General features: G+C 69.8%; 24 protein-coding genes. 17 read left to right on the top strand and 7 right to left on the bottom strand.

Annotated elements, in window-relative coordinates; translation table 11 throughout:
• A partial coding sequence (locus AB0O00_RS09890) for a DeoR family transcriptional regulator (RefSeq protein ID WP_363649978.1) occupies nt 1-267 on the bottom strand: 267 nt, incomplete at its 3' end.
• Nucleotides 268-381: 114 nt separating this feature from the next.
• Between AB0O00_RS09890 and AB0O00_RS09885 the strand changes: the two genes are divergently transcribed.
• The 4 genes from AB0O00_RS09885 to AB0O00_RS09870 all read left to right on the top strand — a co-directional run bounded on the left by AB0O00_RS09885 (nt 382) and on the right by AB0O00_RS09870 (nt 4,029).
• The gene (locus tag AB0O00_RS09885) at nt 382-1,164 is read left to right on the top strand and encodes a methyltransferase domain-containing protein (protein WP_363649976.1); all 783 of its coding nucleotides are present in this window, start codon (nt 382-384) and stop codon (nt 1,162-1,164) included.
• Nucleotides 1,165-1,278: 114 nt separating this feature from the next.
• Nucleotides 1,279-2,334: a GNAT family N-acetyltransferase gene (locus tag AB0O00_RS09880; RefSeq protein WP_363649974.1), complete on the top strand. Its 1,056-nt coding sequence runs from the start codon at nt 1,279-1,281 to the stop codon at nt 2,332-2,334.
• Nucleotides 2,335-2,346: 12 nt separating this feature from the next.
• Nucleotides 2,347-3,330 carry a virginiamycin B lyase gene (locus AB0O00_RS09875; protein WP_363649972.1) on the top strand — a complete coding sequence of 328 codons (984 nt, stop codon included), beginning with the start codon at nt 2,347-2,349 and terminating at the stop codon, nt 3,328-3,330.
• A 168-nt stretch (nt 3,331-3,498) separates the two neighbouring features.
• Entirely contained in the window at nt 3,499-4,029 is a 531-nt protein-coding gene (locus AB0O00_RS09870; protein WP_363649970.1) for an RICIN domain-containing protein, read from the top strand.
• A gap of 166 nt (nt 4,030-4,195) precedes the next feature.
• Here AB0O00_RS09870 and AB0O00_RS09865 read toward each other — a convergent pair whose 3' ends face one another.
• Nucleotides 4,196-5,386 (bottom strand): right-handed parallel beta-helix repeat-containing protein, encoded by a 1,191-nt coding sequence (locus AB0O00_RS09865; protein WP_363649968.1) that lies wholly within the window; start codon nt 5,384-5,386, stop codon nt 4,196-4,198.
• Between the two features lie 233 nt (nt 5,387-5,619).
• Here AB0O00_RS09865 and AB0O00_RS09860 point away from each other — a divergent pair, with 233 nt between their 5' ends.
• Both AB0O00_RS09860 and AB0O00_RS09855 read left to right on the top strand, forming a co-directional pair.
• Nucleotides 5,620-6,837 (top strand): hypothetical protein, encoded by a 1,218-nt coding sequence (locus tag AB0O00_RS09860; RefSeq protein WP_363649966.1) that lies wholly within the window; start codon nt 5,620-5,622, stop codon nt 6,835-6,837.
• On the top strand, nt 6,821-7,591 hold the full coding sequence (locus tag AB0O00_RS09855; protein WP_363649963.1) for an alpha-ketoglutarate-dependent dioxygenase AlkB: 771 nt from the start codon (nt 6,821-6,823) through the stop codon (nt 7,589-7,591). Before AB0O00_RS09860 ends, AB0O00_RS09855 begins: the two co-directional genes overlap by 17 nt.
• A 90-nt stretch (nt 7,592-7,681) precedes the next feature.
• On the opposite strand, the gene AB0O00_RS09850 is transcribed toward AB0O00_RS09855, so the two are convergent.
• The 3 genes from AB0O00_RS09850 to AB0O00_RS09840 all read right to left on the bottom strand — a co-directional run bounded on the left by AB0O00_RS09850 (nt 7,682) and on the right by AB0O00_RS09840 (nt 10,832).
• Nucleotides 7,682-9,490: an alpha/beta fold hydrolase gene (locus AB0O00_RS09850; RefSeq protein WP_363649961.1), complete on the bottom strand. Its 1,809-nt coding sequence runs from the start codon at nt 9,488-9,490 to the stop codon at nt 7,682-7,684.
• 296 nt (nt 9,491-9,786) lie between these two features.
• Nucleotides 9,787-9,978 (bottom strand): DUF397 domain-containing protein, encoded by a 192-nt coding sequence (locus tag AB0O00_RS09845; protein WP_363649959.1) that lies wholly within the window; start codon nt 9,976-9,978, stop codon nt 9,787-9,789.
• Nucleotides 9,975-10,832 (bottom strand): helix-turn-helix transcriptional regulator, encoded by an 858-nt coding sequence (locus AB0O00_RS09840; protein ID WP_363649957.1) that lies wholly within the window; start codon nt 10,830-10,832, stop codon nt 9,975-9,977. Before AB0O00_RS09840 ends, AB0O00_RS09845 begins: the two co-directional genes overlap by 4 nt.
• Nucleotides 10,833-11,079: 247 nt before the next feature.
• On the opposite strand from AB0O00_RS09840, the gene AB0O00_RS09835 reads away from it, so the two are divergent.
• The 3 genes from AB0O00_RS09835 (at nt 11,080) to AB0O00_RS09825 (ending at nt 12,441) form a co-directional block, all read left to right on the top strand.
• The gene (locus tag AB0O00_RS09835) at nt 11,080-11,475 is read left to right on the top strand and encodes an ATP-binding protein (RefSeq protein WP_363649955.1); all 396 of its coding nucleotides are present in this window, start codon (nt 11,080-11,082) and stop codon (nt 11,473-11,475) included.
• Nucleotides 11,472-11,735 carry a hypothetical protein gene (locus AB0O00_RS09830; protein WP_363649953.1) on the top strand — a complete coding sequence of 88 codons (264 nt, stop codon included), beginning with the start codon at nt 11,472-11,474 and terminating at the stop codon, nt 11,733-11,735. Before AB0O00_RS09835 ends, AB0O00_RS09830 begins: the two co-directional genes overlap by 4 nt.
• Nucleotides 11,736-11,949: 214 nt before the next feature.
• Nucleotides 11,950-12,441: a maleylpyruvate isomerase N-terminal domain-containing protein gene (locus AB0O00_RS09825; protein ID WP_363649951.1), complete on the top strand. Its 492-nt coding sequence runs from the start codon at nt 11,950-11,952 to the stop codon at nt 12,439-12,441.
• Between the two features lie 499 nt (nt 12,442-12,940).
• Here AB0O00_RS09825 and AB0O00_RS09820 read toward each other — a convergent pair whose 3' ends face one another.
• A complete protein-coding gene (locus AB0O00_RS09820; protein WP_363649949.1) occupies nt 12,941-13,507 on the bottom strand; it encodes a TetR/AcrR family transcriptional regulator in 567 nt (188 codons plus the stop codon).
• A 112-nt stretch (nt 13,508-13,619) separates the two neighbouring features.
• On the opposite strand from AB0O00_RS09820, the gene AB0O00_RS09815 reads away from it, so the two are divergent.
• From AB0O00_RS09815 to AB0O00_RS09785, 7 genes are all read left to right on the top strand, one after another.
• Nucleotides 13,620-14,321 (top strand): SDR family oxidoreductase, encoded by a 702-nt coding sequence (locus AB0O00_RS09815; protein ID WP_363649947.1) that lies wholly within the window; start codon nt 13,620-13,622, stop codon nt 14,319-14,321.
• A gap of 32 nt (nt 14,322-14,353) precedes the next feature.
• Nucleotides 14,354-14,776: a tautomerase family protein gene (locus tag AB0O00_RS09810; RefSeq protein WP_363649945.1), complete on the top strand. Its 423-nt coding sequence runs from the start codon at nt 14,354-14,356 to the stop codon at nt 14,774-14,776.
• Between the two features lie 120 nt (nt 14,777-14,896).
• Complete coding sequence (locus AB0O00_RS09805) at nt 14,897-15,433, top strand: hypothetical protein (RefSeq protein WP_363649943.1); 537 nt, start codon at nt 14,897-14,899, stop codon at nt 15,431-15,433.
• Nucleotides 15,430-19,362, top strand: a complete 3,933-nt coding sequence (locus AB0O00_RS09800; protein ID WP_363649941.1) for a glycosyl hydrolase family 18 protein — start codon at nt 15,430-15,432, stop codon at nt 19,360-19,362. The genes AB0O00_RS09805 and AB0O00_RS09800 overlap by 4 nt, the downstream gene beginning before the upstream one ends.
• Nucleotides 19,363-19,498: 136 nt before the next feature.
• The gene (locus AB0O00_RS09795) at nt 19,499-20,077 is read left to right on the top strand and encodes a hypothetical protein (protein ID WP_363649939.1); all 579 of its coding nucleotides are present in this window, start codon (nt 19,499-19,501) and stop codon (nt 20,075-20,077) included.
• A gap of 305 nt (nt 20,078-20,382) precedes the next feature.
• A complete protein-coding gene (locus AB0O00_RS09790) occupies nt 20,383-22,227 on the top strand; it encodes a sialidase family protein (RefSeq protein ID WP_363649937.1) in 1,845 nt (614 codons plus the stop codon).
• A gap of 59 nt (nt 22,228-22,286) precedes the next feature.
• Complete coding sequence (locus AB0O00_RS09785; RefSeq protein WP_363649935.1) at nt 22,287-22,544, top strand: hypothetical protein; 258 nt, start codon at nt 22,287-22,289, stop codon at nt 22,542-22,544.
• A gap of 18 nt (nt 22,545-22,562) precedes the next feature.
• Here the strand turns inward: AB0O00_RS09785 and AB0O00_RS09780 are convergent, their stop codons facing one another.
• Nucleotides 22,563-23,024, bottom strand: a complete 462-nt coding sequence (locus tag AB0O00_RS09780; RefSeq protein WP_363649933.1) for a GNAT family N-acetyltransferase — start codon at nt 23,022-23,024, stop codon at nt 22,563-22,565.
• 239 nt (nt 23,025-23,263) lie between these two features.
• On the opposite strand from AB0O00_RS09780, the gene AB0O00_RS09775 reads away from it, so the two are divergent.
• The coding region (locus tag AB0O00_RS09775; protein WP_363649980.1) for a heavy-metal-associated domain-containing protein at nt 23,264-23,401 on the top strand (138 nt) is incomplete at its 3' end.

The following is a 23,401-nucleotide window of genomic DNA, read 5'->3' as shown; positions in this document are numbered from 1 at the left end:
CAGCTCTGCGACGGCCGCGCCGAGCCGGTCCTTGGCCGCCGACTGCCACGGCTCGCGCGCCGCGAACCCGGCCTCCTCCTCCCGCGCCCGTGTGGCCACGGCCCCGCCGTGCACCCTGCGGACCAGCCCCCGGCCCTCCAGGGCGTCGAGGTCCCGGCGCACGGTCATCTCCGACACGCCCAGGCGCTGAGCGAGTTCGGCGACGGACACCCGGTCGGAGCCCTGCACGAGACGCAGGGTCAGGTCGAGACGGTTGGCGACTCCCATGCGGCCCTTTCTACCATCTGACTGTTCGAACGGACATGGTGATGTGAGAAATCCTGCCCCTGGGCGAAGGGTCTACGCTGCCCGGCAGGTACTCGACCGGCTGAAGGGACCCCCATGACACAGCGGACCGGGCGCACGGCGGACGGCAGCGCGGGCGACGCGGACTACGGCGCGATCGGCGGCTCGTACGCCGCCTACCGGCGCCCCGAACCGCGGATCGCCGCGCTGATAGAGCAAGCCCTGGGCGGGGCCCGGACGGTGGTCAACGTCGGCGCCGGGGCCGGTTCGTACGAGTCGGAGGCGTTCGACGTGACGCCCGTCGAGCCGTCGGTGTCGATGCGCGCCCAGCGGCCCGCGCACCTGCCGGCGGCGGTCGACGCGGTCGCCGAGCAACTGCCCTTCCCGGACGACGCGTTCGACGGCGCGATGACGACGTTCAGCATTCACCAGTGGAGCGACGTGAAGGCGGGCCTGCGCGAGCTGCGCCGGGTCGCGCGCGGCCCGGTCGTCGTCCTGACCTGCGACCCTGACCTCGTGCGGGACTTCTGGCTGTACGAGTACGCGCCGCTGGTGCTGGACACCGAGGCGCGGCGCTACCCGTCGATCGCCGACATCACCGAGGCCCTGGGCGGCGCGGTCGAGGTCACCGTGGTGCCCATCCCGGCCGACTGCGTCGACGGCTTCAACGAGGCCTACTACGCCCGCCCCGAGATGCTGCTGGACCCGGCCGCCCGGCAGTCGTGCTCGGCCTGGAGCTTCGTCCCGCCCGAGACGGCCCGGGAGTACACCGACCGCCTGGAGCGGGACCTGGCCTCGGGCGCGTGGGACGAGCGCCACGGCCACCTCCGCCGGCAGCCGGCGCTGGAGGGCTCGCTGGTCCTGATCCGGGCGGTCTGAGCCCCCGTCCGTCCGAGGGTCCGCCCGCCGTGGGGACGCCGCCGGGCGGGGCCGCCACGGTGTGCGGGGTGCGTGAAAGGATCGGGGGCCGACGGCCGGCGGTGACCATCGGCCGTGACCATCGGCCGTGACCGGGTGGAGGGGGAGCGGATGAGCCTGGACGTCGTCCCGTTCGAGGGACGTTTCGTGGAGCCGGCGGCGGCACTGCTCGCAGCGGACCATCCGGACGGTGCGGTGGACCTCTCCGACCCGGCCGTGGCCCGTCGCCTCGTGGCGGCGTGGCAGGGCACCGGGCCCGCCGTGGCCGCGGTGGACGGCGGTGAGCTCGTCGGCTTCCTGGCGGCGACCGTGCAGGGAGCGCCGGGGCTTGAGGACGCGCTGGTCCGGAACCAGCAGCACGCCGCCGTCGTCGGCCGAAAGCGTGAGGTCTACCGCCGGCTCTACACCGCCCTGGCCGGTCAACTCACCGCCGTGGGGCGGTTCGAGCACACGATCGCGGTCTCGGCCGTCGAAGGGGAGGTCACCACGGCCCTCTTCGAACTCGGCTTCGGCATCGACCAGTTCAAGGGACTGCAGTCCGCCCTCGCGTCCTCGGGGCAGGACGTCCGGCTGCGCGAGGCCCGCCCGGCGGACCTCCGTCGACTCGTCGAACTCACCGTGGAACTCATGCAGTTCCACGCCACCCCGCCGATCCTCCGGCCCGCACTCCTCGACGTCCCGGCCCTCCGGGACGGCTTCCGGGCGGCGCTCACGGACGACCGGCAGCTGATCCTCGTCGCCGAGGAACTCGGGCACGTCGTTGGCATGATGCAGGCCGAACCGGACCACCGGCACCACTCCACGGCGATGATCGGCATCGCCTCGGTGTGCGCGGCGGCCCGGTCGCGGGGCCTGGGCACGGCGCTCCTGGCCGGAGTCTCCGCCTGGGCCGCCCGCCAGGGCTTCGCGCACTGCGGCGTCGGCTGGACGTCCGCGAACCCGGTGAGCGACGCCTTCTGGCGCGGGCACGGCTTCACCCCGGTCGCCTGCAAGCTCACCCGCCGCATCGACCCCCGCGTGGCCTGGGCCGACACCCGCCTCAGCTACGCCCACCACCTGCCGGACAGGCCCGAGGTGGCTCCCGTACCGCTGGGGGTGCAACCTGGAGGGGACGGAGCGCGCCGCTCGTGAGGAGGCGCCGACATGTCCGGTCACCGCCGATCCGCCCTGCGCCTGGCGGCGGTGCTCACCTGCGTGGTCGCGGCGGCAGGGTTCCTGCCGGCCCAGGACCCGCAGGTCCACGAGTACCCGATCCCCACGGCGAACAGCCAGCCCGAGGACATCGTGACCGTCTTCGGCTACGCCTACTTCACCGAGTCGGCCGTCGACAAGATCGGGAAGATCTACGCGGCCGGCAACGTCCAGGAGTTCCAGGTCCCGACGCCGAACAGCCGCCCCGCGGGCATCGCCGCCGCCCCCGACAAGGGGAGCGTCTGGTTCACCGAGGCCCGGGCCAACAAGATCGGCCGGATGACGGTCGACGGCGCCATGACCGAGTTCCCGATCAACAACGTCTACGCCGACCCCATCGGCATCACGGCCGGCCCCGACGGCAACTTCTGGTTCACCGAGTTCGGCGGCAACAACATCGGCCGCATCACCCCGGACGGGAAGATCACCGAATTCCCCGTCCCCGGCGTCGGCCCGGCCACCGGGAACCCGGAGCTGATCACCACCGGCCCGGACGGCAACCTCTGGTTCACGCTCTACTTCGGCAACGCCATCGGCCGCATCGACCCGGCCGGCAACGTGACCACGTTCCCCGTCCCGACGCCCGACAGCCACCCGCAGGGCATCGTCGCCGGCAGCGACAACGCCCTCTGGTTCACCGAGCACACCGGCAACAAGATCGGCCGGATCACCCCGCAGGGCGCGATCGACGAGGTACCCGTCCCCACCCCGAACAGCGTCCCCGACGGCATCGCCCTCGGCCTCAACGGCAATGCCCTCTACTTCTGCGAGGTCAACGGCAACAACATCGGCAAGATCACCTACGGCGCCCCCGCGATCGTCGAGTTCCCCGTCCCGACCCCGAACGCCGGCCCGCCCCGCATCACCCTCGGCCCCGACGGCACCCCGTGGTTCACGCAGTTCAACACCAACAAGATCGCCTCGCTCAGCGAATGAGCCGGCGGTCGGTCGGCCGCGTCGCCCGGGTCGGCTGACGGTCGAAAAGATTTTTTCGAAGCACCTGCAACCTCCGTGGAGCCCGCACGTCTGTGGAAGTGAGAGGCAAGGGGGGACCCAAATGCCGCTCACTCCACACCAGATACGTATGGATCCACAGGGGGAACCATGAACATCCGCTCTGCCGCCGCCGTCCTCGCGCTCGCTCTGGGCGCGGGCCTGCTGGCCACCGCGCCGGCCTCGGCCGCGAACAACCCCTGGCCGAAGTTCACTCCGCTCTCGGCCGACTCCACGGTGCAGATCCAGGCCGACTTCAGCGGCAAGTGCCTGACCGTCGCCGACTCGCGCAGCGACGACGGCGCGCCCGTCGTCGAGGCGACCTGCAACGGTGACGCCAGCCAGCAGTGGAACATCACCAACGGCTACGTCTTCAACGTCCACAGCGGCAAGTGCCTTGAGGTGCCGGGCTGGAACCTCAACGCGGGCGCGGCGATCGACCAGTGGACCTGCAACCAGGGCGACAACCAGCGCTGGGGTCAGATCAACATCGTCGGCAGCAACACCATTGCGATCCCCAACTGGAACAGCGGCCTGATCCTCGACGTCTACGGTGCGAACCAGGCCGACGGCACCCCGGTGATCCAGTGGTACTCGGACTACCACGCCAACCAGCGTTTCACCCTCAACCCGGTCGGCTGATACACCCCACCCAAGGCCCCGGCCCGGCCAACCCCGGGCCGGGGCCCGTCCGTTCACCATCCGGCCCGTTGATGGTCTCCTGCACATGGTTCGGCCGAACCGCTCCCCGGATGGAGCCGTAGCCGTCGGCAGCGTGTGTCAGTCGGGTTCGATCAGCCGGGTTCGATCAGTCGGGCTTGACGACGGCGGTCGCCGTGAAGCCGCAGCACTGGATCTCGCGGACGGGGGCATCGGTCGATCCGGTGATCATGTCGCCGCGAAGGGTGCCGGTGGTATTGACCGCGTCGGCGACGACGCCGATGCCGACCCGGCCGCCGCTGATCATGTTGCCGCGGGTCTCGCCGTCGCCGTCCTGGATGACGATCCCGAAGAACCGGTTGTCGGTAAGGGTGTTGTCGCTGATCCGGCAGCAGTTCGGGCTCGCGAACTGGTAGATGCCGACATCGGTGGCGGCGACGTGATTACCGGAGACCCGGGTGCTGCCGGGGGAGACGCCGGAGACCAGGATTCCGGCGGACTGGATGTCGTTGATCGGGTCCGGGCCGCATCCCGGCCTGGAGCAGACCGAGTCGGACACCGCGTTGCCCGTCACGGTCGCCACCGCGCTCTCCCCGACGAAGATGCCGGTCTGAACCGCCGGGATCGGCGTGCCGCCGGAGATGACGTTGTCCGCCACAGCCACCTTCGTGGGTGTGGCCGCTCCGGCAGGTCCGCCCAGGTTGATGCCCTGCTGCAAGTAGCGGGCGATCGTCACGTGGCTGATCCGCCCGGAGGCGGTACTGCCTCCCACGCCGTCCACCAGGATGAACTCCGGCAGCCCGAAGACCACGCCCCGGCCGCCCGCCTGCTGCGCGGGGCAGGACGCATCCGGATGAATGTCCGTGACGGCCGAGTCCGAGAGGTCGAGCACCGCATCCTGCATCGCGCTGACGCCGGCGCCACTCGGTCCGCACGGGACCGGGCCGGTCACGGTGAACCCGGTCATGCGGACGTGAGCGCCGTGCGCGATCCGCACGAGGGTGCTCACCGGCCGGTTGTTCTGTGCCTGGTTCACCCCGTAGGAAGTGAGGGTGGCCGGCGCCTTGATCACCGCCGCGCCGTTGCCCGCACCGCGGAGATTCACGTCCTTCCCGCTGACGACCACCTGTTCGGTGTACGTCCCGGCCCGGACCACGACGGTGTCGCCGGAGGCGGCCGCGTCCACCGCAGCCTGGATCGTCGAGAAGTCACGCGGGACCACCAGCGTCGAAGCCGCCCGGGCCGCGGGCGCGACCGCCACCATGGCACCCAGCGCCGCCAGCACCGACAGCGCCGACAGGCAGGCCTGTCTGCGTAGCTTCTCTCTTCTCTTCAGCACGCCTTCCATGGAAGTCCTGTTCATAGGGGGAGCGACCTGTGATCGAAGCTACCCAGCGGCGTCGGAAGCGGCGCGCCCGAAGGTCCATCCGGAGCCTCACCGGCTTCGTGATCGTCCGTCTGTCCGCACACCCTCCGTCAGTGGAAGTCCGTTGCCCGCTGTCGAGCCCCCGTGAGAGCATCAAGGTTCATTTGAGCAATCCACCGAGATCTGTAAACGGCAGGGGCCGCTTGATGTACACAACGGGGGAAACAGAGGCCTGCATCGAGGATTCGGGCAACATCTTGGTCGCGGCCTCGGTGTTGAAGGACGATGACTTGATCAGGGACTTCTTCGGATCCGTCATCACGCCGGAGGATCTCGCTTCCGGTTCGGCCGACCTCGCGCAGAAGACCGTCTACCTGTGCGGGGACATATCGCGGATCAGTGGCCGGCAACTGCAGGCGGCTGCCCGGGTGTTCGTCATCCGGGAGCTGTCGCACGGCTACCGTGAGGATGTCGACGACGCTTGGACGGTCGTCGACCTCGGCCGAGTCCCCGTCCGTGTGCACGGCGTCGGCGTGTACTACCGCCGGTTCTTCGAGCCCGGCGCGGATCACTTCGGGCGGATCAGTGCGGAGCACGAGTTCCAGTCCCTGACGGAGTCCACCAAGCCCGGATCGGCCCATCGCAGCGGAATCTATCTGACGCCCGTCACGCAAGACGGTGACGAACTGCACTTCCGCCTGCTGCGGTGCTCCACGAATCTCTCGGGGCCGACGGAGAGCTTCGGCCCGACCGACACGCGCATCGTCGAGGCTCTGAACCGCGAGGCCGCCGTCGTCTTCCGGGACCACGCACCGCTGAATCACGTCCTCGCGCAGATCTACCACAACACCCTTGCCACGGCTGAACGCAAGCAGTCCAAGGCCAAGATCTCGTCCCATGCCGACAAGACCAAGGACATGCCCGCCAACGGCATCATGGCGTTCTGCACCTTCTATGACGGGCTCGACAAGTTGCAGCCCCTTGCTGGAGACCCTTTCGACTACGGGGTGAAGGGTGTCAGTGGGCTGACCAAGCTCCAGTTTCGTCTGAAGGGCGACGGGGACGGTGTTCTCCCCGCGCAGTTCACCGTGACTCTCTATCCCGGCTCCGTGTTCTTCATGCCGCTGTCCACGAATCGCCTGTACACGCATGAGATCCGGCCCTCGGCGTTGGACGCCGAGTTGCTGCCGACACGCCTGGGATACGTGGTGCGGTGTTCGAGCGCCGAAGCCGTTCACAGGGACGGCGAAACGTACCTCAAGAGGGCGGGAGACCTGGTGAAGTTGGGGCCGCCGACCGAGGAAGGCATGGACGAGCTGCGCAGGCTGTACGCCGAGGAGAACAGGAGCTCGTCGTTCATCGACTACGGCGACCAGTTCCTCTTCAGCATGAACGCGGGAGACTACCGTGCACCGCGAGTCTAGGATCTCGGAGGAGGTTCTCACGTTCCCTTTGTCGATCGAGGGGGATCTCTTTTCGGAGCTGTCCGCATCGACTCGTTGGGAAGACGTGGGGAAGGGCCGGCGAGGAGCCGTCCTTGCCAGGGTCGACGAGGGGGGTGGTGTGCCGCTCGTGCGTACGACCACTCGGTACGGCAGCCCGGCGCAGCGCTTCCGGGCGGTGCACGAGCGGCTGGCGCAGCAGATTCGGGAGCGTGCGGCGCTTTCGGTGGGGTTCAACAACGCGCTTATCGAGAGCTACACGAACGCTTACCGAAAGATGGGCGGCCATTCCGATCAGGCCCTCGACCTGGTCGATGATTCGTTCATCGCCGTCTTCTCCTGTTACCGGGATCCCGAAGCGGGCTCGCCGAGGAAGCTGATCTTCGAGCGGAAGGAGTCCGGTGACGAGGAGTTCGAGATCCCCCTCGCCCACAACAGTGTCGTCGCATTCTCGGTCGACTCGAACCGGCGGCTCAGGCACAGAATCGTCTTGGACGCGCCTGCGGAGGCGCCGGACAATCAATGGTTGGGTGTGACGTTTCGAACGTCAAAGACTGTTGTGCGGTTCCGTGACGGACATGCGTATCTCCCGGAGGGTACGCGCCTCGGGTCGGCTGACGATGACCAGCAGCGTGAGTTCTACCAGCTGCGGCGTCGCGAGAACAACGAAACCGAGTTCGTCTACCCGCTACTGACGTACACCATCAGCGAGAGCGATCTGATGCCACCTGTGTGACCGTGGGGAAGGCCGCCCCGCGGCCCCGTACAGCAGCCCGCTGTGCACCGATCGGCAGGCTGCTGTACGGGCAGGGGAACCCTGGGGGTATCAGCCCAGCGGCAGCTCCAGCTTGGCCTCGTTCCCGCTCACCGAGCTGATGGTTGTGGTGGTGAGGGCGGGGAGGTCGGAGCCCGCGTAGGAGTACAGCGGGTCACGGCTGTTGACCACCAGGGCGATGCGGTGGCCGGTCGGCAGGTCGTAGGAGGCGGCCTGGAGATTCCAGCTGACGGTGGTGTTGACGTTCGGGGTCAGGTCGGTGACCGTCAACGGCTCGTGGGTGATGATCCGGGCGGTGCCGTCCGGGGCGACGTCGTACAGGTAGGCGATCACGGTGGCGGCGTCGATGCTGCTGCGCACGGTGAGCCGCATGGTGGCGGCGCCCCTGATCCGGCGGGCCACCTCGCCCGAGCCGGTCAGCGGGTCAGTCGACCAGACCAGCAGCTGATCGCGCTCGAACTTCGCCGGCTCGTAGGACTTGGGGTTGCCGAACCACTCCTGCTGCCCGGTCTTGAGCAGCTCGCCCGCGACGCAGGAGGTCAGGGCGCCGGCCGCGAACTCCCGCGACCACCCGACGGTCGGCTTGTCGGTGAGCGTGCCGTCACTGGTGTCGTCGGCACCGGTGAGGTGCCAGGTCTCGCTGCCGGTGGTGACCTCGTGCCAGGACCCGTACGTCTCGCGGCGCGCCGGGACGGTGATCAGCTTGGTGCCGCCCGGGATGGCGACCGTCTGGTAGGTGAACATGCTCTGGCTGTTCACGGCCGGCCAGGTCGGTACGTCGTTGTCCACGCCGAGCAGGAAGTGGTCCAGCCAGTCGTAGGCCTCCCGCGTCGGCACCGCCAGCCCAGGGAACGGCAGGCCGGCGAGCACCAGTCCGGCCATTCCGGGGCCCTCGGGGGCGCCGTGGTCGCCGATCCACAGGTTGAGCCGCTTCGGGACGGCGAGCCGCTCGAAGAGGTCGACCACCGGGTTCACCGGGAACAGCGTCTCGTGCCAGGTGTTCGAGATGAACGTCGGGATGCCCCGCGCGTTCGTCTGGTCGACGTGGGTCTCCGGGGAGCGCACGGTGCCCCACTCGACCACCTCGTCGAGGTCTCGGCCGTTGAGGAAGTTCTTGAGGAGCCGCTGGGTCTCCTCGTCGAACTTCTCCTCCAGCGGGCCGCCGGTGAAGTCGATCAGCGCCTGCACGGCCTCCAGGTGCCGGATGCCGTTGTTGTACAGGCTGGTGGCGAGGTTCCCCCAGGTGCTCAGCGCGACCACGGCGGACACGCGATTGGCCGGGTCGTTCGCCGCGACCAGCTGGCTGATCCCGGAACCGTAGGACACGCCGAGGAAGCCGATCCGGCTGGGGTCGAGGGCCTCCTGCACGTAGTCGATCACGGACGAGCCGTCGGACCAGTCATTGGGCCCGGCCACGTCGATGAAGCCCTCGGAGGTCGACAGCAAGCCCTTGATGCCGATGCCGCGCGGGGAGTAGGCCAGCACGTGGTAGCCGCGCTGCGCCAGCTTGAGGTAGGCGTAGAGGAAAGGCAGCCAGCCGTACGGGTTCCACCCGGCGGGCACGATCACCACGGGGTGCGGGGCGCCGTCTTTCAGCTTGATGCTGAACGCCGACAGCCGGACACCGTCGTGAGTGGCGATGCGGGGCAGTGCGATCGTGGCGATCCGCTGCACCTCGGCCACCAGCTCCGAGAGCTCCGGCGGGAGTTCGACGCCCTCCTCGCCCTGAAGAGAGGCGAGCAACGCCCGGGACACGTCGACGACAGCCTGACTGACGCTGTGGCCGGGGCCCCAGACGCCATTGGTGGCGATGTCGGTGAGCGTCGCTTCGGTGACCGATGGAGTCGGGTCACTGGTCATTCGGAACCACCTTCTCTGTGTACGGATGCCGATCGGCATCATGATCAGAGCAGGGGAAAACAAACTGATGCACCATCAACATTCATCAGAACCAGTGAAGTTGATGCAGTAGGCACTCTCGCGCACCTCGCCCACGCTACGCACTCCGGAGCTTGGCGCCCCACTGCGCCGCCCGCACAACTCTGGAGCGCATGCTCCACGAATGGCGTCCGTACAGACCAGTGCCCGTCCTTCCCGCATGGCCGACTGTGAGGGCCGCCCCGCGAGTCTCGCGGGGCGGCCCTGGGATCGCTGGCTCAGGGGGTGGCGGGGAAGTCGCCGGCCTGGATGCCGGTGATGAACGCCCGCCAGGCCTCAGGGCTGAAGCCCAGGGCCGGCCCGTGGGGGTCCTTGCTGTCGCGGACTGCGATGGCCTTCGTCGCGTTCTCGCGAATCTCGACGCAGTCGCCTCCTGCTTCGTTGCTGTAGCTGCTCTTCCGCCACTTCATGCTGCGTACTCCTCTGAGACGAGTCGGTGCATCCAAGCGATGGTGTCCTCGGGAGTCAGAGCCAGCGCGGTCAGTTGGTCGAAAGCCGTCGCGTGCCAGGCGATGTCTGACTGCTTTTCGATGTAGATGCTGCTGGTGAGGGCCTCGGAGTAGGCGATCTCGCCAGGTACGTCCGAGAAGGAGAGGATACGGAAGTTCGTGCTCAACGCCGGGTGGGCGCCGACAGTGAAGGGGATCACCTGGACCGTGATGTTCGACTGTTGAGCCGTTGCAATCAGATGCTTGACCTGCTGGGCCATTACTTCCGCACCGCCGACTGGCCGACGCAGAACCGCCTCCGAGACGACGGAGTGCACGGTCAGTGCCGACGGATCGCGGATGATCTCCTGACGCTGCAATCGGAGCTTGACCCGACGCTCGATGGTCGCGTCGCTGCTCTGGTTCCGGTCGTGGGTCCGGAAGATCTCGCGTGCGTAGCCTGCGGTTTGGAACAGTCCAGGAACGAGGCCCGACTCGTAAGTGCGAATCCGCGACGCGTCGGCCTCAAGGCCGACATACGTCTGGAACCACTCCGGCAAGGCTTCGCCGTAGTCGTGCCACCAGCCGCGCTGGGTGCTGCGGCGAGTCAGGGTGATGAACTGGCGCAGTTCGGCCTCGTCGGTGACGCCGTACAGTTCGAGCATCGCGCGGACGTCCGATTCCTTCAGCGTCGTCTGGCCCGACTCGATGCGCGACACCTTGGTCGCGCTGAACCCGAGTGAGTCCGCTGCCGACTTGGCCTGGAGCTTGGCCCCTTCGCGCAATCGCCGCAGCTCGGAGCCGAGCCTACGGCGCAGCACGGTTGGACTGTCCACTCTCGTCGCTCCCTGTCGGTTGACGTCGGGTCACAGTCTGCCACCTCCCTCCGTGATCACAAGAGTCTTGCGGTCCGGCGCAATTGCGCGGAGATGCGCTTGCGCGATGGAGCCATCGCGGAGCACTCTACAGGGAGTAGTCCGACGGTTCGCCTGGGTGATCAAGGTGGGCTTGTTGCCGGGCATTCCTTTGCCTCCGCCCGGGTGCCACCTTCATCAACCTCCCCTCCCAGAAGGTGACTTCGCCATGTCCTTCACCTCCTCTTCCATCTGGTTGCCGCGTAGCCGCCGAGCGCCCGCCGAGGCGCGGCGGCGGCTCTCCTCGCTCCTCTCCGCCGTCCCCGACGGTGGGTGCTTCCTCGACGCCGGGGCCCTCGCCGTGTCCGAGCTCGTCACCAACGCCGTGCTGCACGGGACTCCCGCCGGCTACCTGATCTACCTCGCGCTCGACGTCTCCCCCTCCCGTCTCCGCATCGAGGTCCACGACGCCCGTGGCGACCGGGAACCCGTCCTTTCCCCGGCCGGGCTCGATGACGAGGCCGGCCGGGGGCTCCAGCTGGTCAAGTCCGTTGCCCACAAGTGGGGTTGCTGCCCCCGCGAGCCCATCGGGAAGATCGTCTGGTGCGAGGTCCTCGCCCGATGAGAGCGGACCACCTCATCGCCGTCGAGATCACCGGCGTCCACCGCCCGCCGGTCACCTTCGACCTCACCGCCGCCAACCTCGCCTCCCTCTGGGACGCGATCCGCTTCCTCCCGATGCCCCGCGACCAGCGCCACTTCCTGGAGCGCTACCTCCTCGGCCCCCGCGCCGAGCGCTCCCTCACCACCCACCTCACGACCCACTCCACCTTCACCATCCCCCTCGGCGCGCACGAGCTCCGCATCCGCTGGGCTGCGGCGTAACGATCGCGAAGTCCGGGTCCGGCCGGCCGAGCGAGAAGGGCATCCGGTGGGGAGGGCGACCCGGAACCCGAGTGGCGTGAAAGACTCCGCGAGCACAACCCAGTTGCACAGCACGAACCCTGCGAGGAGCTCCGCATGGACCATCGGGACGTCGACGCGGCCTTGGCCGAGTTGCTTGAAGGTCCTCGGACCGCATGCCGACGAGGACTGGACGGTGCCGGCAGGTCCGCTGGAGTGGAGCTGCTGGGAGACGGTGGCGCACATCGCGCACGACCTGCTGGCCTACGCAGGGCAGGTGGCAGCACGTCCCGCCGACTCCTACCTCCCGTTCGACCTGACCGTCCGCCCCACTGCCTCGCCGACCGAGGTACTCCAGACGGTCACCGCCGGCGGCCGCCTCCTCAGCTGCGTGCTGGCCGCAGCCAGTGCGACCTTGCGGGCCTGGCACTGGGGTCCCTGTGATCCCGAGGGCTTCGCGGCAATGGGCGTCGCCGAAACCCTGCTGCACACACACGACATCACGCAGGGACTGGCCGTGGACTGGCAGCCGCCCGCACCGCTATGCGCGGCCGTGCTCGGCCGGCTGTTCCCCGACGCCCCTCCCGGAGACCCCGTCCAGGTGCTTCTCTGGTGCACCGGCCGCCAGGAACTGGACGGCCTTCCCCGCCGAACCTCGTGGACGTGGAAAGCAGCGCGATCCGACTGATCGCACCCACCCGGCCGACCTTCTCGGTCACAGCAGTAGTCCGCCGGAAAGGCCACGCCTCACTGCTGGTGAACCGCCGCCCGGTCGATCACGTCGCCGGCCCCGGTGCGGGGCGGCATCGGCTCTATCGGCCTCGCGACGCTCGGGTGCATCAGGAGCCCTTCCCGCGGAACCGGAGACCCTCCGCCCCATTCGCCGCCGACACGTGCGCGAGAAGTCGGCCGGACCGACTTTTCGTGCGGTGCGGTGCGGTTCGGTGGGCGGGGCGTAGTTGTCGGCGTGGTTGTCGGCGCGAGAAGTCGGCGGGGCCGACTTCCTGCGCAGGGGGACGGGCCGGGCTGCCGAGCGAGGAAGAGGCGGGGTGAACTGTTCTGGGGTGGACGACCTGCGATCCGGAAGTTCGGCTCCCGAGGTCAGGGATCACCGACCCGGTGAACGGATGCGGGCACAGCGCCGGCCGTGCTGTGGAGCGGCACGAGAAGTCGGCCCCGCCGACTTCCTATGCCGTCGGGGTGGTCAGGTGGTTGCGGGTGGCGGTGAGGATCTCCTCGGATAGCTCGGCGTCGTCGCTCGCGCGGGCCAGGAGGATCGCGCCCACCAGGGTGGCCAGGTCGGCCAGGGCCGTCTCGCGGTCGTCGCCGTCGAGCTGCTGCAGGCCGTCGACGAGGCCGCGCAGGCCGGTCGTGAACGCCGTGCGGACCGCGCTGCCGGGTTCGGCGCGGGCCGCCTCGGCGCCGAGGGTGGCGGCCGGGCAGCCGCCGCCGGGGTTGTCGCGGTGGACCGTCGACAGGTAGCGCGCCACGAACTCGGCGCGAGGGGACGGGCCCTCCCCGGCGAGCCGGTCCATGGCCTCGCGCCGCTCGCCGAATGCGGTCCCGAGGGCCTGGGCGACGAGATCGTCCTTCGACGAGAAGTGGCGGTAGAAGCCGCCGTGCGTGAGGCCGGCGGCGGCCATGGCCTCCGGGACGGTGACCTGGCCCGCGCCCTTCTCCCGGATCAGCCGGGACGTCTCGTCGATCACCTGCTGCCGGTGCTGCTGCGCCTCGGCTCGTGACACTCGGGGCATGGTCGGCGGTCCCTTCTTCTTCCGGGGGGCTGTGGAAGAGCGTACTTCCGCGCCCACTTAGATGATGGTAATAATCTAAACCTGATCCGAGAGCGAAGCGAGGAGAAGGCACATGACCGTGATCGAAGGCTCTGTCGCGCTGGTCACCGGAGGCCGGCGCGGCATCGGCAAGGCACTCGTCGAGGAACTGCTCCGACGCGGGGCGAAGAAGGTCTACGCCACCGCCCGCAAGCCCGTCCCGAGCCCGGACGGGCGGATCGAGGTCGTCCCCCTGGACGTCACCGACGACGCCTCCGTCGCCGCCCTCGTGGCGCACGCCAGGGACGTCGACCTCGTCTTCAACAACGCCGGCGTCCTGCACTCCTCGCCGCTGCTCACCGCCGACCTGGACCTCGTCCGGGACACGTTCGAGACCAACGTGATCGGCCCGCTCCGCATCGCCCAGGCGTTCGCGCCCGTGCTCGCCGCGCGCGGCGGGGGAGCCGTCGTCGACATGCACTCGCTCCTCTCCTGGGGAGCCGGCGCGGGGGCGTACGGCGCCTCGAAGGCCGCCCTGTGGTCGCTGACGAACTCGCTGCGCATCGAGCTCGCCGCCCAGGGCACTCAAGTCGTCGGCGTGCACCTGGGGTTCGCGGACACCGAGATGGTCGCCGCTCTCCCGGTCGAGAAGATCGCGGCCGCCGACGTCGCCCGGATCGTCCTCGACGGTGTCGAGCGCGGCGACGCCGAGGTGCTCGTCGACGACGCGACCCGCGCGGTCAAGGCCGCACTGTCCGGACCGGTGGAAGGGCTCGCCGTCCTCGGCCGGAACTGACTGTCCACCACATCGAAGCAGGAGGAGAAACCATGCCGCTCTGGCACGTGTACCACCCGCCCGGCACCTACACCCCGCAGCAGAAGAAGGAGCTCGCCGACGACATCACCGGCTTCTACACCGGCTTCGGGCTGCCGCCGTTCTACGTGATGACGCTGTTCCACGAGGTCGCGGCCGACTCGTTCTACGTGGGCGGCGAGCCCACCCCGGACGCCGTGCGCATCGTCGTCGAGCACATCGCGCGGCACATGGACGACCCGGACCGGCGTCGGCGGACGGGGGAGAGGCTCGCCGCGCTGCTCGCGCCGCACACCAAGGACCGCGGCCTGTACTGCGAGTTCCACATCGACGAGACGCCGCGGGACCTCTGGATGATCGACGGCATCGCCCCGCCGCCGACCGGGAGCGAGGCCGAGGAGCGCTGGGTGAAGGACAACCGGCCGAGCCCGTACTGATCCAGGGGGTGCGTATCCGGTGCGTCAACGACGGTCGTTGATCGTTTGTAGACGCCGGGTTGGTCTACTGCCGCCACCGGTCCGTGGCCCTCCCGGCCCGACAACTCGAAAGGCATCGTCATGTCCAGAAGCCTGTGGCGGCGCGCGGTCGGCGCCGTCGCCCTCGTGAGTGCGCTCGCGGCGACCATGGTTCAGATGTCACCCGCGTCGGGCGAGGACGCGCCGCCGCCGACCCGGGTGTCCCGCTCCGGGCCGGGGACGATCTCGGAACGGGCGGCTGACAAACCGCCGGTGAACACCGACTACGAGATCCTGGACGTCTCCGCCGGGCAGGCCTCGGTCGGCGACGCCACGATCGCCGTGCGCGGGATCTCGGTGAACTGGGCGGGACCGGCCGACCGCGACCCGAACGGCGCGTCGGACTGGATCGCGATCTACGAGGGTGACCTGCCCACCGAGGCCAACCTCGGCAAGTACAAGGTCTGGGACTGGGCCTGCCCGCGCAGCGGTTCCTGCGATTCGATGGGGTCGACCTTCCTCACCGACACCAGCACCTGGGGCAGGCACGACCTCGACCTGCAGAAGGGCAAGAAGTACACCATCGTGTACTTCACCTGGAAGTGGACCGTCCGCGCGACGTACGAGTACTGGGCATGAGGCGGCCCCTGCGCGCGCTGGCCGCGCTGCTCGCCCTCGCCCTGTTCGCCGCGCTGGCGCCGACCGTGGCGCTGGCCGCGGACCAGACCCCGGACCGGCGCTATTCCATGCAGTACCTCCAGCGGACGGGCCTGATCCGCGGCGCCTTCCTGGCGCTCGACGGTGCCGTCCGGGTCGCCATCGACGGGTTCGGCCCGGACGGGTCCAACGTGCACTACAAGCACCCGGGGGCGACCCTGCCCAACGACGCCGGGTTCCTGGACTTCGGTGTCGGCGACCTCGGGTTCGGCGGCGCCGCCAAGGACGCGGTGAGGCTGATCTTCAAGAAGAGCGACCTCTTCATCGCCGGCTTCTACAACGCCGCCTCGAACACGATCTACTACTTCAACGACGTGAACCTCGGGACCTACATGGCCGACGTGACCACGAACAGGGTCAGGTTGGCGTTCACCGGCAGCTACGGGGAAATGGGGCACTCCGACGTCGACATCGACGTCGGGGCGAACGAGCTCCGGGGCGCGGTCGACGTCCTGGCGAGCCTGGCGGCCGCCAACGAGAGCTCCGCGCTCAAGAACGCCCTCTCCACCGTGGTCGTGGCGTTTTCCGAGGCGGTCCGCAACGGTCTGGTCCGCAAGAACATCGCGTTCGCGATGCGGGACGGAAAAGCGTGGCGGGCATCGGGCGTGTTCGTCACGTACATCAAGAAGTGGAGCCAGATCTCGGACAAGATCCGGGCGCGGCAGCCTTACGTGACCCCCACCATGACCCTCAGCGCCGTCATGGCGGCCGCGATGGTGACCGTCCTGAACTCCTTCCGCGGCGGGAACATGCAGGCCCGCACCGGCCCCACCGCCCCGCCCGACCCCGACGCCGCCGACCACTGGGCCGCCAACCCCGGTGGTGACCAGTCCCGTTGCCGCCCCGACGGCATGACCCCGACCGCGGGCGTCTCCGCCCCGTACTGCACCGCGTACGACGACCAGGGCCGCGAGCGCATGGGCTCCTCTCACCCCCGCCGTGTCGTCGGCTACCAGTCGAGCTGGCGCACCGGGCAGAACGGGCAGGACATGTACCTCCCGAACAGCATCCCCTGGGGCCAGGTCACCCACGTCAACTACGCGTTCGCCTGGATCGACGGGAACCGCATCTCCGTCGGCAACCCGGCCGACGCGAGCAACCCCAACGTCGGCATGACGTGGCCGGGCGTGCCGGGCGCCGAGATGGACGAGTCGCTCCCGTACCGGGGCGAGCTCAACCTCCTCACCCGTTACAAGCGGCAGCACCCGCGCGTCAAGACCCTGATCTCCGTGGGTGGTTGGGCGCAGTCCAGCGGCTTCTACGCCCTCACCGTCAACACCGACGGCAGCGTCAACCAGGACCGGATCAACACCTTCGCCGACTCCGTCGTCGACTTCCTCCGCCAGTACTCCTTCGACGGCGTGGACATCGACTACGAGTACCCGACCGCCCTCCCGCAGGCCGGCAACCCGAGCGACCGCCCGGTGTCGGACACCCGGCGCCCGGGCCTGTCGGCCGGCTACACGGCGCTGATGAAGACGATCCGCGAGAAGCTCGACCGGGCCGCGGCCTCGGACGGCCGGTACTACCTGCTGACGACCGCCGGCTCCGGCTCCGGCTACATGGTGCGCGGCATGGAGAACTTCGCCGCCCTCCAGTACCTGGACTTCGCGAACGTCATGTCTTACGACCTGCACGGCAGTTGGAACAACAACGTCGGCCCGAACGCGCCCCTGTACGACGACGGCCGGGACAGCGAGCTCGCCGCCGCCGGCATCTACGACACCGCGAAGAACCCCGAGTATCGCCAGGAGGGCTACTTCAACACCGACTGGGCGTACCACTACTACCGCGGCGCCCTGCAAGCCGGACGGATCAACCTCGGTGTGCCGTACTACACCCGCGGCTGGAGCGGAGTGACCGGCGGCGTCGGCAACGGCCTGTGGGGTGCGGCGTCGATGCCGGACCAGTCGAAGTGCCCGGCCGGCACCGGCGCGCAAGGCGGCACCTCGCCCTGCGGCGCCGGCGCGACGGGCGTCGACAACCTGTGGCACGACACCAATGCGGACGGCAGCGAGCTCGGCGCGGGGTCGAACCCGATGTGGCACGCCAAGAACCTCGAACGCGGCATCACGCCCTCCTACCTGCCCGCGTACGGCCTCGGCGGCCAGAGCGTCTCCACCGGCTACACCCGGCAGTGGGACGACACCCTCAAGTCCTCGTGGCTGTGGAACGACGCCACGAAGACGTTCATCTCCACCGAGGACGAGCAGGGCGTGGGCGCCGTCGCCGACTACGTGAGCGCCAAGGGCGCGGGCGGCGTGATGATCTGGGAGCTGGCGGGCGACTACGCCTGCCCGGCCCAGGGCGAGTGCGGGACGGGCTACACCATGACGAGCCTGCTCGACTCGAAACTGCGCGGCCAGGGTGCCTACGACAACACCCGGGCGACCGGGTCGAGCGTGACACTGCCGAACCAAGTCGCGGACGTGAAGGCCGAGCTGGTCTCCTTCCCGACGGCCGTCAAGGACCTGTGGCCGCTCCAGCCGACCCTGCGGATCACCAACAACAGCGGCGTCACGCTGCGCGGCGACGCGCAGATCGCCTTCGACATCCCGACCTCGGCGCCCGCGCTGGTCAAGGACGGCAACTGGAAGGAGATCAAGAACGTCGCGCCCGGGCACACCGGCAGCAACGTCGGCGGGCTGAAGGGCGACTTCCACCGCGTCACGATCCGCCTCGGCGCGTGCGAGGACCTGCCCAGCGGCGCGTCCAAGGACATCCCGCTGAAGTACTACCTGCCGATCACCGGACCGGTCGACTTCACCCTCACCCAGGGCGGCCAGACCTACGGCCTGACCAGTGACAACCGGCAGGGCGTCAGTACGGTGGCCCCGGCCGCCGCGACCGGCACCTGCGTGCTGCCCGTGCCGGACCCGCCGCAGAGCGGACCGATGTTCGCCGGCCGGCCGAGCGTCGCCCTGAGCGCCGGCAACAGCTACCGGATCCAGTCCGCCGCCGCCAACGGCGCGCTGCTCACCGGCTCCAACGCCGGCACGGCCGAGACCTGGCCGCTTGCCGATGACGGCCACTCCTGGGACTGGACGGCGTCGAGCGTCGACGGCCAGGGCGGCTGGCAGCTGCTGAAGGCCAACTCCGACAACGCCGCCCTCGACCTGGACCCGGCGACGTGGAAGGTGTACGCGAGGGCCGTCACCGGCGGATCCAGCCAGCGGTGGTGGGTGGCGTCCGGACCGGACGGGACCGGCACGGTGTACCTGCACAACCAGCAGGGCACGCACTGCCTGACGTACGAGGGCGCCATGGCCCAGCCGCTCGTCGCCGCCTGCGACACCGGCAACACCAACCAGCTGTGGTACCTCAACGACAGCCCCCGGGCGCCGAGGGCCAAGGACTGGGACGCCAACGCCGTCTACACCCCGGACCAGGCCGCCCCGGACCGGACGGTGTTCTTCAACGGGCACAACTGGCTCGCCCAGTGGTGGACCCAGCACGTCGCGCCCGGCACCACCGACACGCCGGGCAAGGACTCCTACCCGTGGAAGGACCTCGGCCTCGCGCAGGGCCCCGACCCGGTGCTGGCGGCGGGGGAGACCCTCTACCGCGGCGAGTCCATCGCCACGCCGGGCGGCTACCGGCTGGCCATGCAGGCCGACGGCAACCTCGTGATGTACGCCCCGGACGGAGGCGTGGCGCAGACCTGGAACACGGTCGGCAGCGGCGACCACCTGGCCATGCAGAACGACGGCAACCTCGTGCTGTACGGCTCGGGCGGATCGCTGCTCTGGACGACATCCACCGGCGGCAACCCCGGCTCGTACCTGAAGATCCAGGATGACAGCAACCTCGTCGTCTACCAGGGGGCCCAGGTGAAGTGGCACCGGTGGTAGAGCGGTCGTGACGCGTCGTGCGCCGGTCCGGGGTGGTCCCGGGCCGGCGTACGGCGTCATGCGGGTCCTCCGTATCCGTGCGATCTGAGTAGCCGTACTCATGACAGGGCCCGGGGGCGCGGGGGATGATCGTCGAATGACCATGATCAAGACGACAGGCGGCCGGCTCGCGCTCCCGGCCCTGGTGGGGCTGGCGCTGCTGGTCACGGGGTGCGGGACGGAACACGTGGGAGGCACCACGACGGCGAAAGCGGCCGCCGTGAGCCCGACCAGGCCGCCCGTCCCCACCGTCCCGGCGGACTTCCCCTGCCCCGGCGAGAGCCCGCGCCCGACGCCCACCGCAGCGGCCACCACCTCCGACGGTCCGCCCGACAAGTGGACGGAGAACAACGGCTTCAAGATCCCCATCCCTCTCCACGGCCAGCCCCGTTGTGACGGACTGGCGGCCGTCAAGCGGATCCAGGGCGCCTTCGAACCCCAGCGCAAGCGCGGCGACTTCACCCCGGAGTCGGCCCGCACCACGCTCACCGGGCTCGGGTACGAGGCCGCCAAGGTGCGGACGTACCAGAACGGCCCGGCCGGCGTCGGCTTCCTCGTCGAGGCCGGGCCCGGCCTCTGCCTGGAGGGGACGATGGGCAACGCCACCACCTCCGCGGAGGCGTTCGCGGGCTACCCCGACGGCACCGGCTGCGAGCCTCCGCGCGGCGGCCACTGACCGTCACCACCAACGGGCGGGGGAGCCCTTGGTCCGTACCGGCCGAACGCTCGGTCGCCGTGACGGGCCAACGGGCGGCCCCCGCCTCGGCGTTCGCGGAAGGTCAAGGACGTCCGCCCGGGGAAAGGGAGCCCCGGCGCACGGTCAACGGAGCGTCAAGTTCGCGCGGACGACCTTGTTGGCGTGGCCGCGGCCACCTACCGTCATCACGCCGAGTCGCCGGGCCGCCGTTCCGGGGCCCGGGCGACCCGCCGATTCCGGACGCAGTGCCCCAGGTTCGCCCCAGACCGTAGGAGGCCCTCCCTTTGCGTACCCGTACCCGTGCCCGCAGCCAGATCCGGCACCGCAGAAGACTCGCCTTGCTGCTCGGGCCGGCCCTGCTGGGCCTGTCCCTCCTCTCCCCGTTCTCGTCATCCGCTGCGACGGGACCGGCGCTTCCCCAAGGCACCCAGACCGACGCCGCCTACGCCGCAAGCCAGGCCGCCGCCCACGTGACCAACGTCCTGGCCACCGCCGGGCAGACCAGCTGCTACCGCCCCGAGGTGCCGTACACCGTGAACAGCGGCCCCGCCGGGGCCTACAGCGGCATGACGCCCTGCCCGGCCTCGGGCGCCACCACCGGCGAGGACACCGGAGCCGCCGGGCCGTACGCCACCCAGGTCGGCAGCAACCCGGGCTACCCGGCCGCCACGCCGATGCTCGTCAAGGGCCACTCCGAGTCGGACCTGCGGGTCGACCCGACCGACCCGAACCACCTCATCGGCGCCTCCAAGTGGGTTGTCAGCGCCGAGGGTTACAACCACCTGCTGGGCTTCTTCGAGTCCCGCGACGGCGGACGCACGTGGCCGGTCCAGGGCCACATCCCCGGCTACGAGGGCTGGACCGACAACACCGACCCCGTCGGCGCCTTCGACTCGTGGGGCAACTACTACTCGCTGCTGCTGCCCTACCAGTTCGTCTACGACCCCGACGGCACCCACGACTTCATCCCCGGTACCGCACAGGAGTCCAACCCGGCCGTCCCGTCGCAGGCGATCTCCGTCTCCGTACGCCCGCACGGCGCGACCACCGCCACCCAGTGGCTCACCACGCACGGCGGCCGGCCGGACTACGTCGCGACGTACGACAGCATCGGCAACGGCCCCGACAAGCAGTGGATCGCCATCGACACCAACCCCAACAGCCCCCACCCGAACCGCGTTTACGCGATGTGGGTGGACTTCCACAGCAAGACCCCGGTCCCGTACGTCTCCTACGCCGACGCCCGCCAGGACGGCACCCACACCGACTGGTCCGCCCCGCAGGCGCTCCCCGAGCCGCCGGCCACCCCGCAGGGCGCCACCTACCTGCTGCCGCACGTCGCCCCCGACGGCACGGTGTACACGACGCTCACCAACTCCGACCCGGCGCACAAGTTCTGCTGCACCACGATCTTCCTCGACGCCTCGCACGACGGCGGGCGGACGTGGTCCACCGTCTCGACCGTCCAGAGCAACATCACGGCGCCGCCCGGCTCGTACGCCAACACGACGTTCCGCGACGGCATCGAGGACACGTTCACCCTCGGCGCGCAGCCGGTGAACGGCCACTACCCGCTCTACTCGGCGTACGAGGACTACAGCACGGGCGTCGTCAACGTCCTCCTGACCGCCTCCTACGACGACGGCGCGACCTGGTCGGCCCCGGTCCGGGTCAACGACAACGCCGCGCCCGTCGACGAGTTCCAGCCCAACCTGACGACGGGCCCCGACGGCACCGTCAGCGTCGCCTTCTACGACCGCCGCCTCCCGTGCCCGTCGGCCGGCACCCCCGAGGCGACGGCGGCCGGGCTCGCGCTCGACACCGTCAACGCCAAGAGCCCGGGCGTCGTGCCCTACGGCGCCGCCAACTACTGCGTCAACACGAGCATCCAGTTCTACGACCCGACGCTGAACCCGATCGGCCACAACACCCGCCTGAGCGCCCACACCTTCGACCCGCAGCTGGACTCCCCGGTCGAGGGCTCGTCGACGTTCATCGGCGACTACTTCGGCAACACCGTCTCCGGCACGAACGACTACACGACCTCCGTCAGCACCTACGACGACGGCACCAACCCGAACCACCTCCAGCAGCAGCTGGTGACCTCGATCCCGGTACCGCGCAGGTAGCCCGAAGGCGAGTCCTGGGGGTGTAGCCGGCTACACCCCCAGGACTGGACCCACGCCCATTGAGCCGGGGCCGTCCCGGATGGTGGACTTGGATCACTCGCGCCGCCGGTGGCGGCCACGGCCGCGCGGACGGCGTCGGCGGCTCCTGGGCGGCCCTCACCCGCCTCGTCGGCCCGACGCCCGCCGTCGTCCCGTGGGAGGCGATGGGCACGCTCGCCGCCGCCTGCGCGGCCATCGCCCTCACCGCGGCCGTCCTGCCGGCCGCACTCGCCCTGCGGGGCCGCGACGGCGAGGACATCCTGCGCGGGGCGGCGTGAGGTCCCCGGCTCTCCGGCTCAGCCGGCGGACGGCTGCAGGGGCTTGCGGACGAGGTAGGTGAGGCCGAACCCGGAGTCGTTCTCCCGGACGTCGTCGTACCCCCGCCGCAGGTAGAACCGGTGCGCGGTGATGCTCGCCCCGGCCTCCATGTGCGAGTGCCCCTCGGCCGCCGCCAGCGCCTCGACGTGGTCCATGAGCAGACGGCCGATCCCGCGCCCGGCCACGTCCGGATCGACGAACATGCTGTACACCTGGTTGCCGTCCCGCGAGACCGTTCCCACGACGCGGCCGTCCTCCGCCACGTATATGCGGCGCTCGGCCGACAGCTCGACGAAGCGCCGCGCGGTGAAGTGCTCACACATCCGGTCGACGACGTCCGCCGGATAGTCCGCGCTGTTCACCTCCCGCAGACAGCGCCGCACGATCTCCGCGACCCGCGGAGCGTCGTCGGCCCGGAAGGACCGGATGACGATCGCCACTGCACCTCCAGACAGCTCGAACGGACAGCCCGAACGGACAGCCCGAACGGAACCGCTGTCGAGGGTACGGGTCCGGAGGCGGCAGCGGGGCCAGTCGGCTGGGAGGGGTGTTCGGTTCCCGGAACCACTCGATGGGGCCATGTGGGCGGCGTGTCCCTGGGGTGCGGGCGCGGTTTGGGGTGTCGTAGTCGGTGTCGCCCACCGACCGATACCCGATTCCCGATTCCGGAGGTCCCCGCATGTCCACCATCACCACCGTCCTGACCGTCGACGGCATGAGCTGCGGCCACTGCGAGCGGACGGTCAGCGCCGGGCTGTCGGCCCTGCCCGGCGTCACGGACGTCGTCGCGGACGCGCCGTCCGGCCGCGTCACGGTC

Source organism: Kitasatospora sp. NPDC093558, from assembly GCF_040683475.1.
GTDB lineage: Bacteria > Actinomycetota > Actinomycetes > Streptomycetales > Streptomycetaceae > Kitasatospora.
The sequence above is the reverse complement of the archived record's forward strand: the minus strand, read 5'-3'. Positions and strand labels throughout refer to the sequence as shown.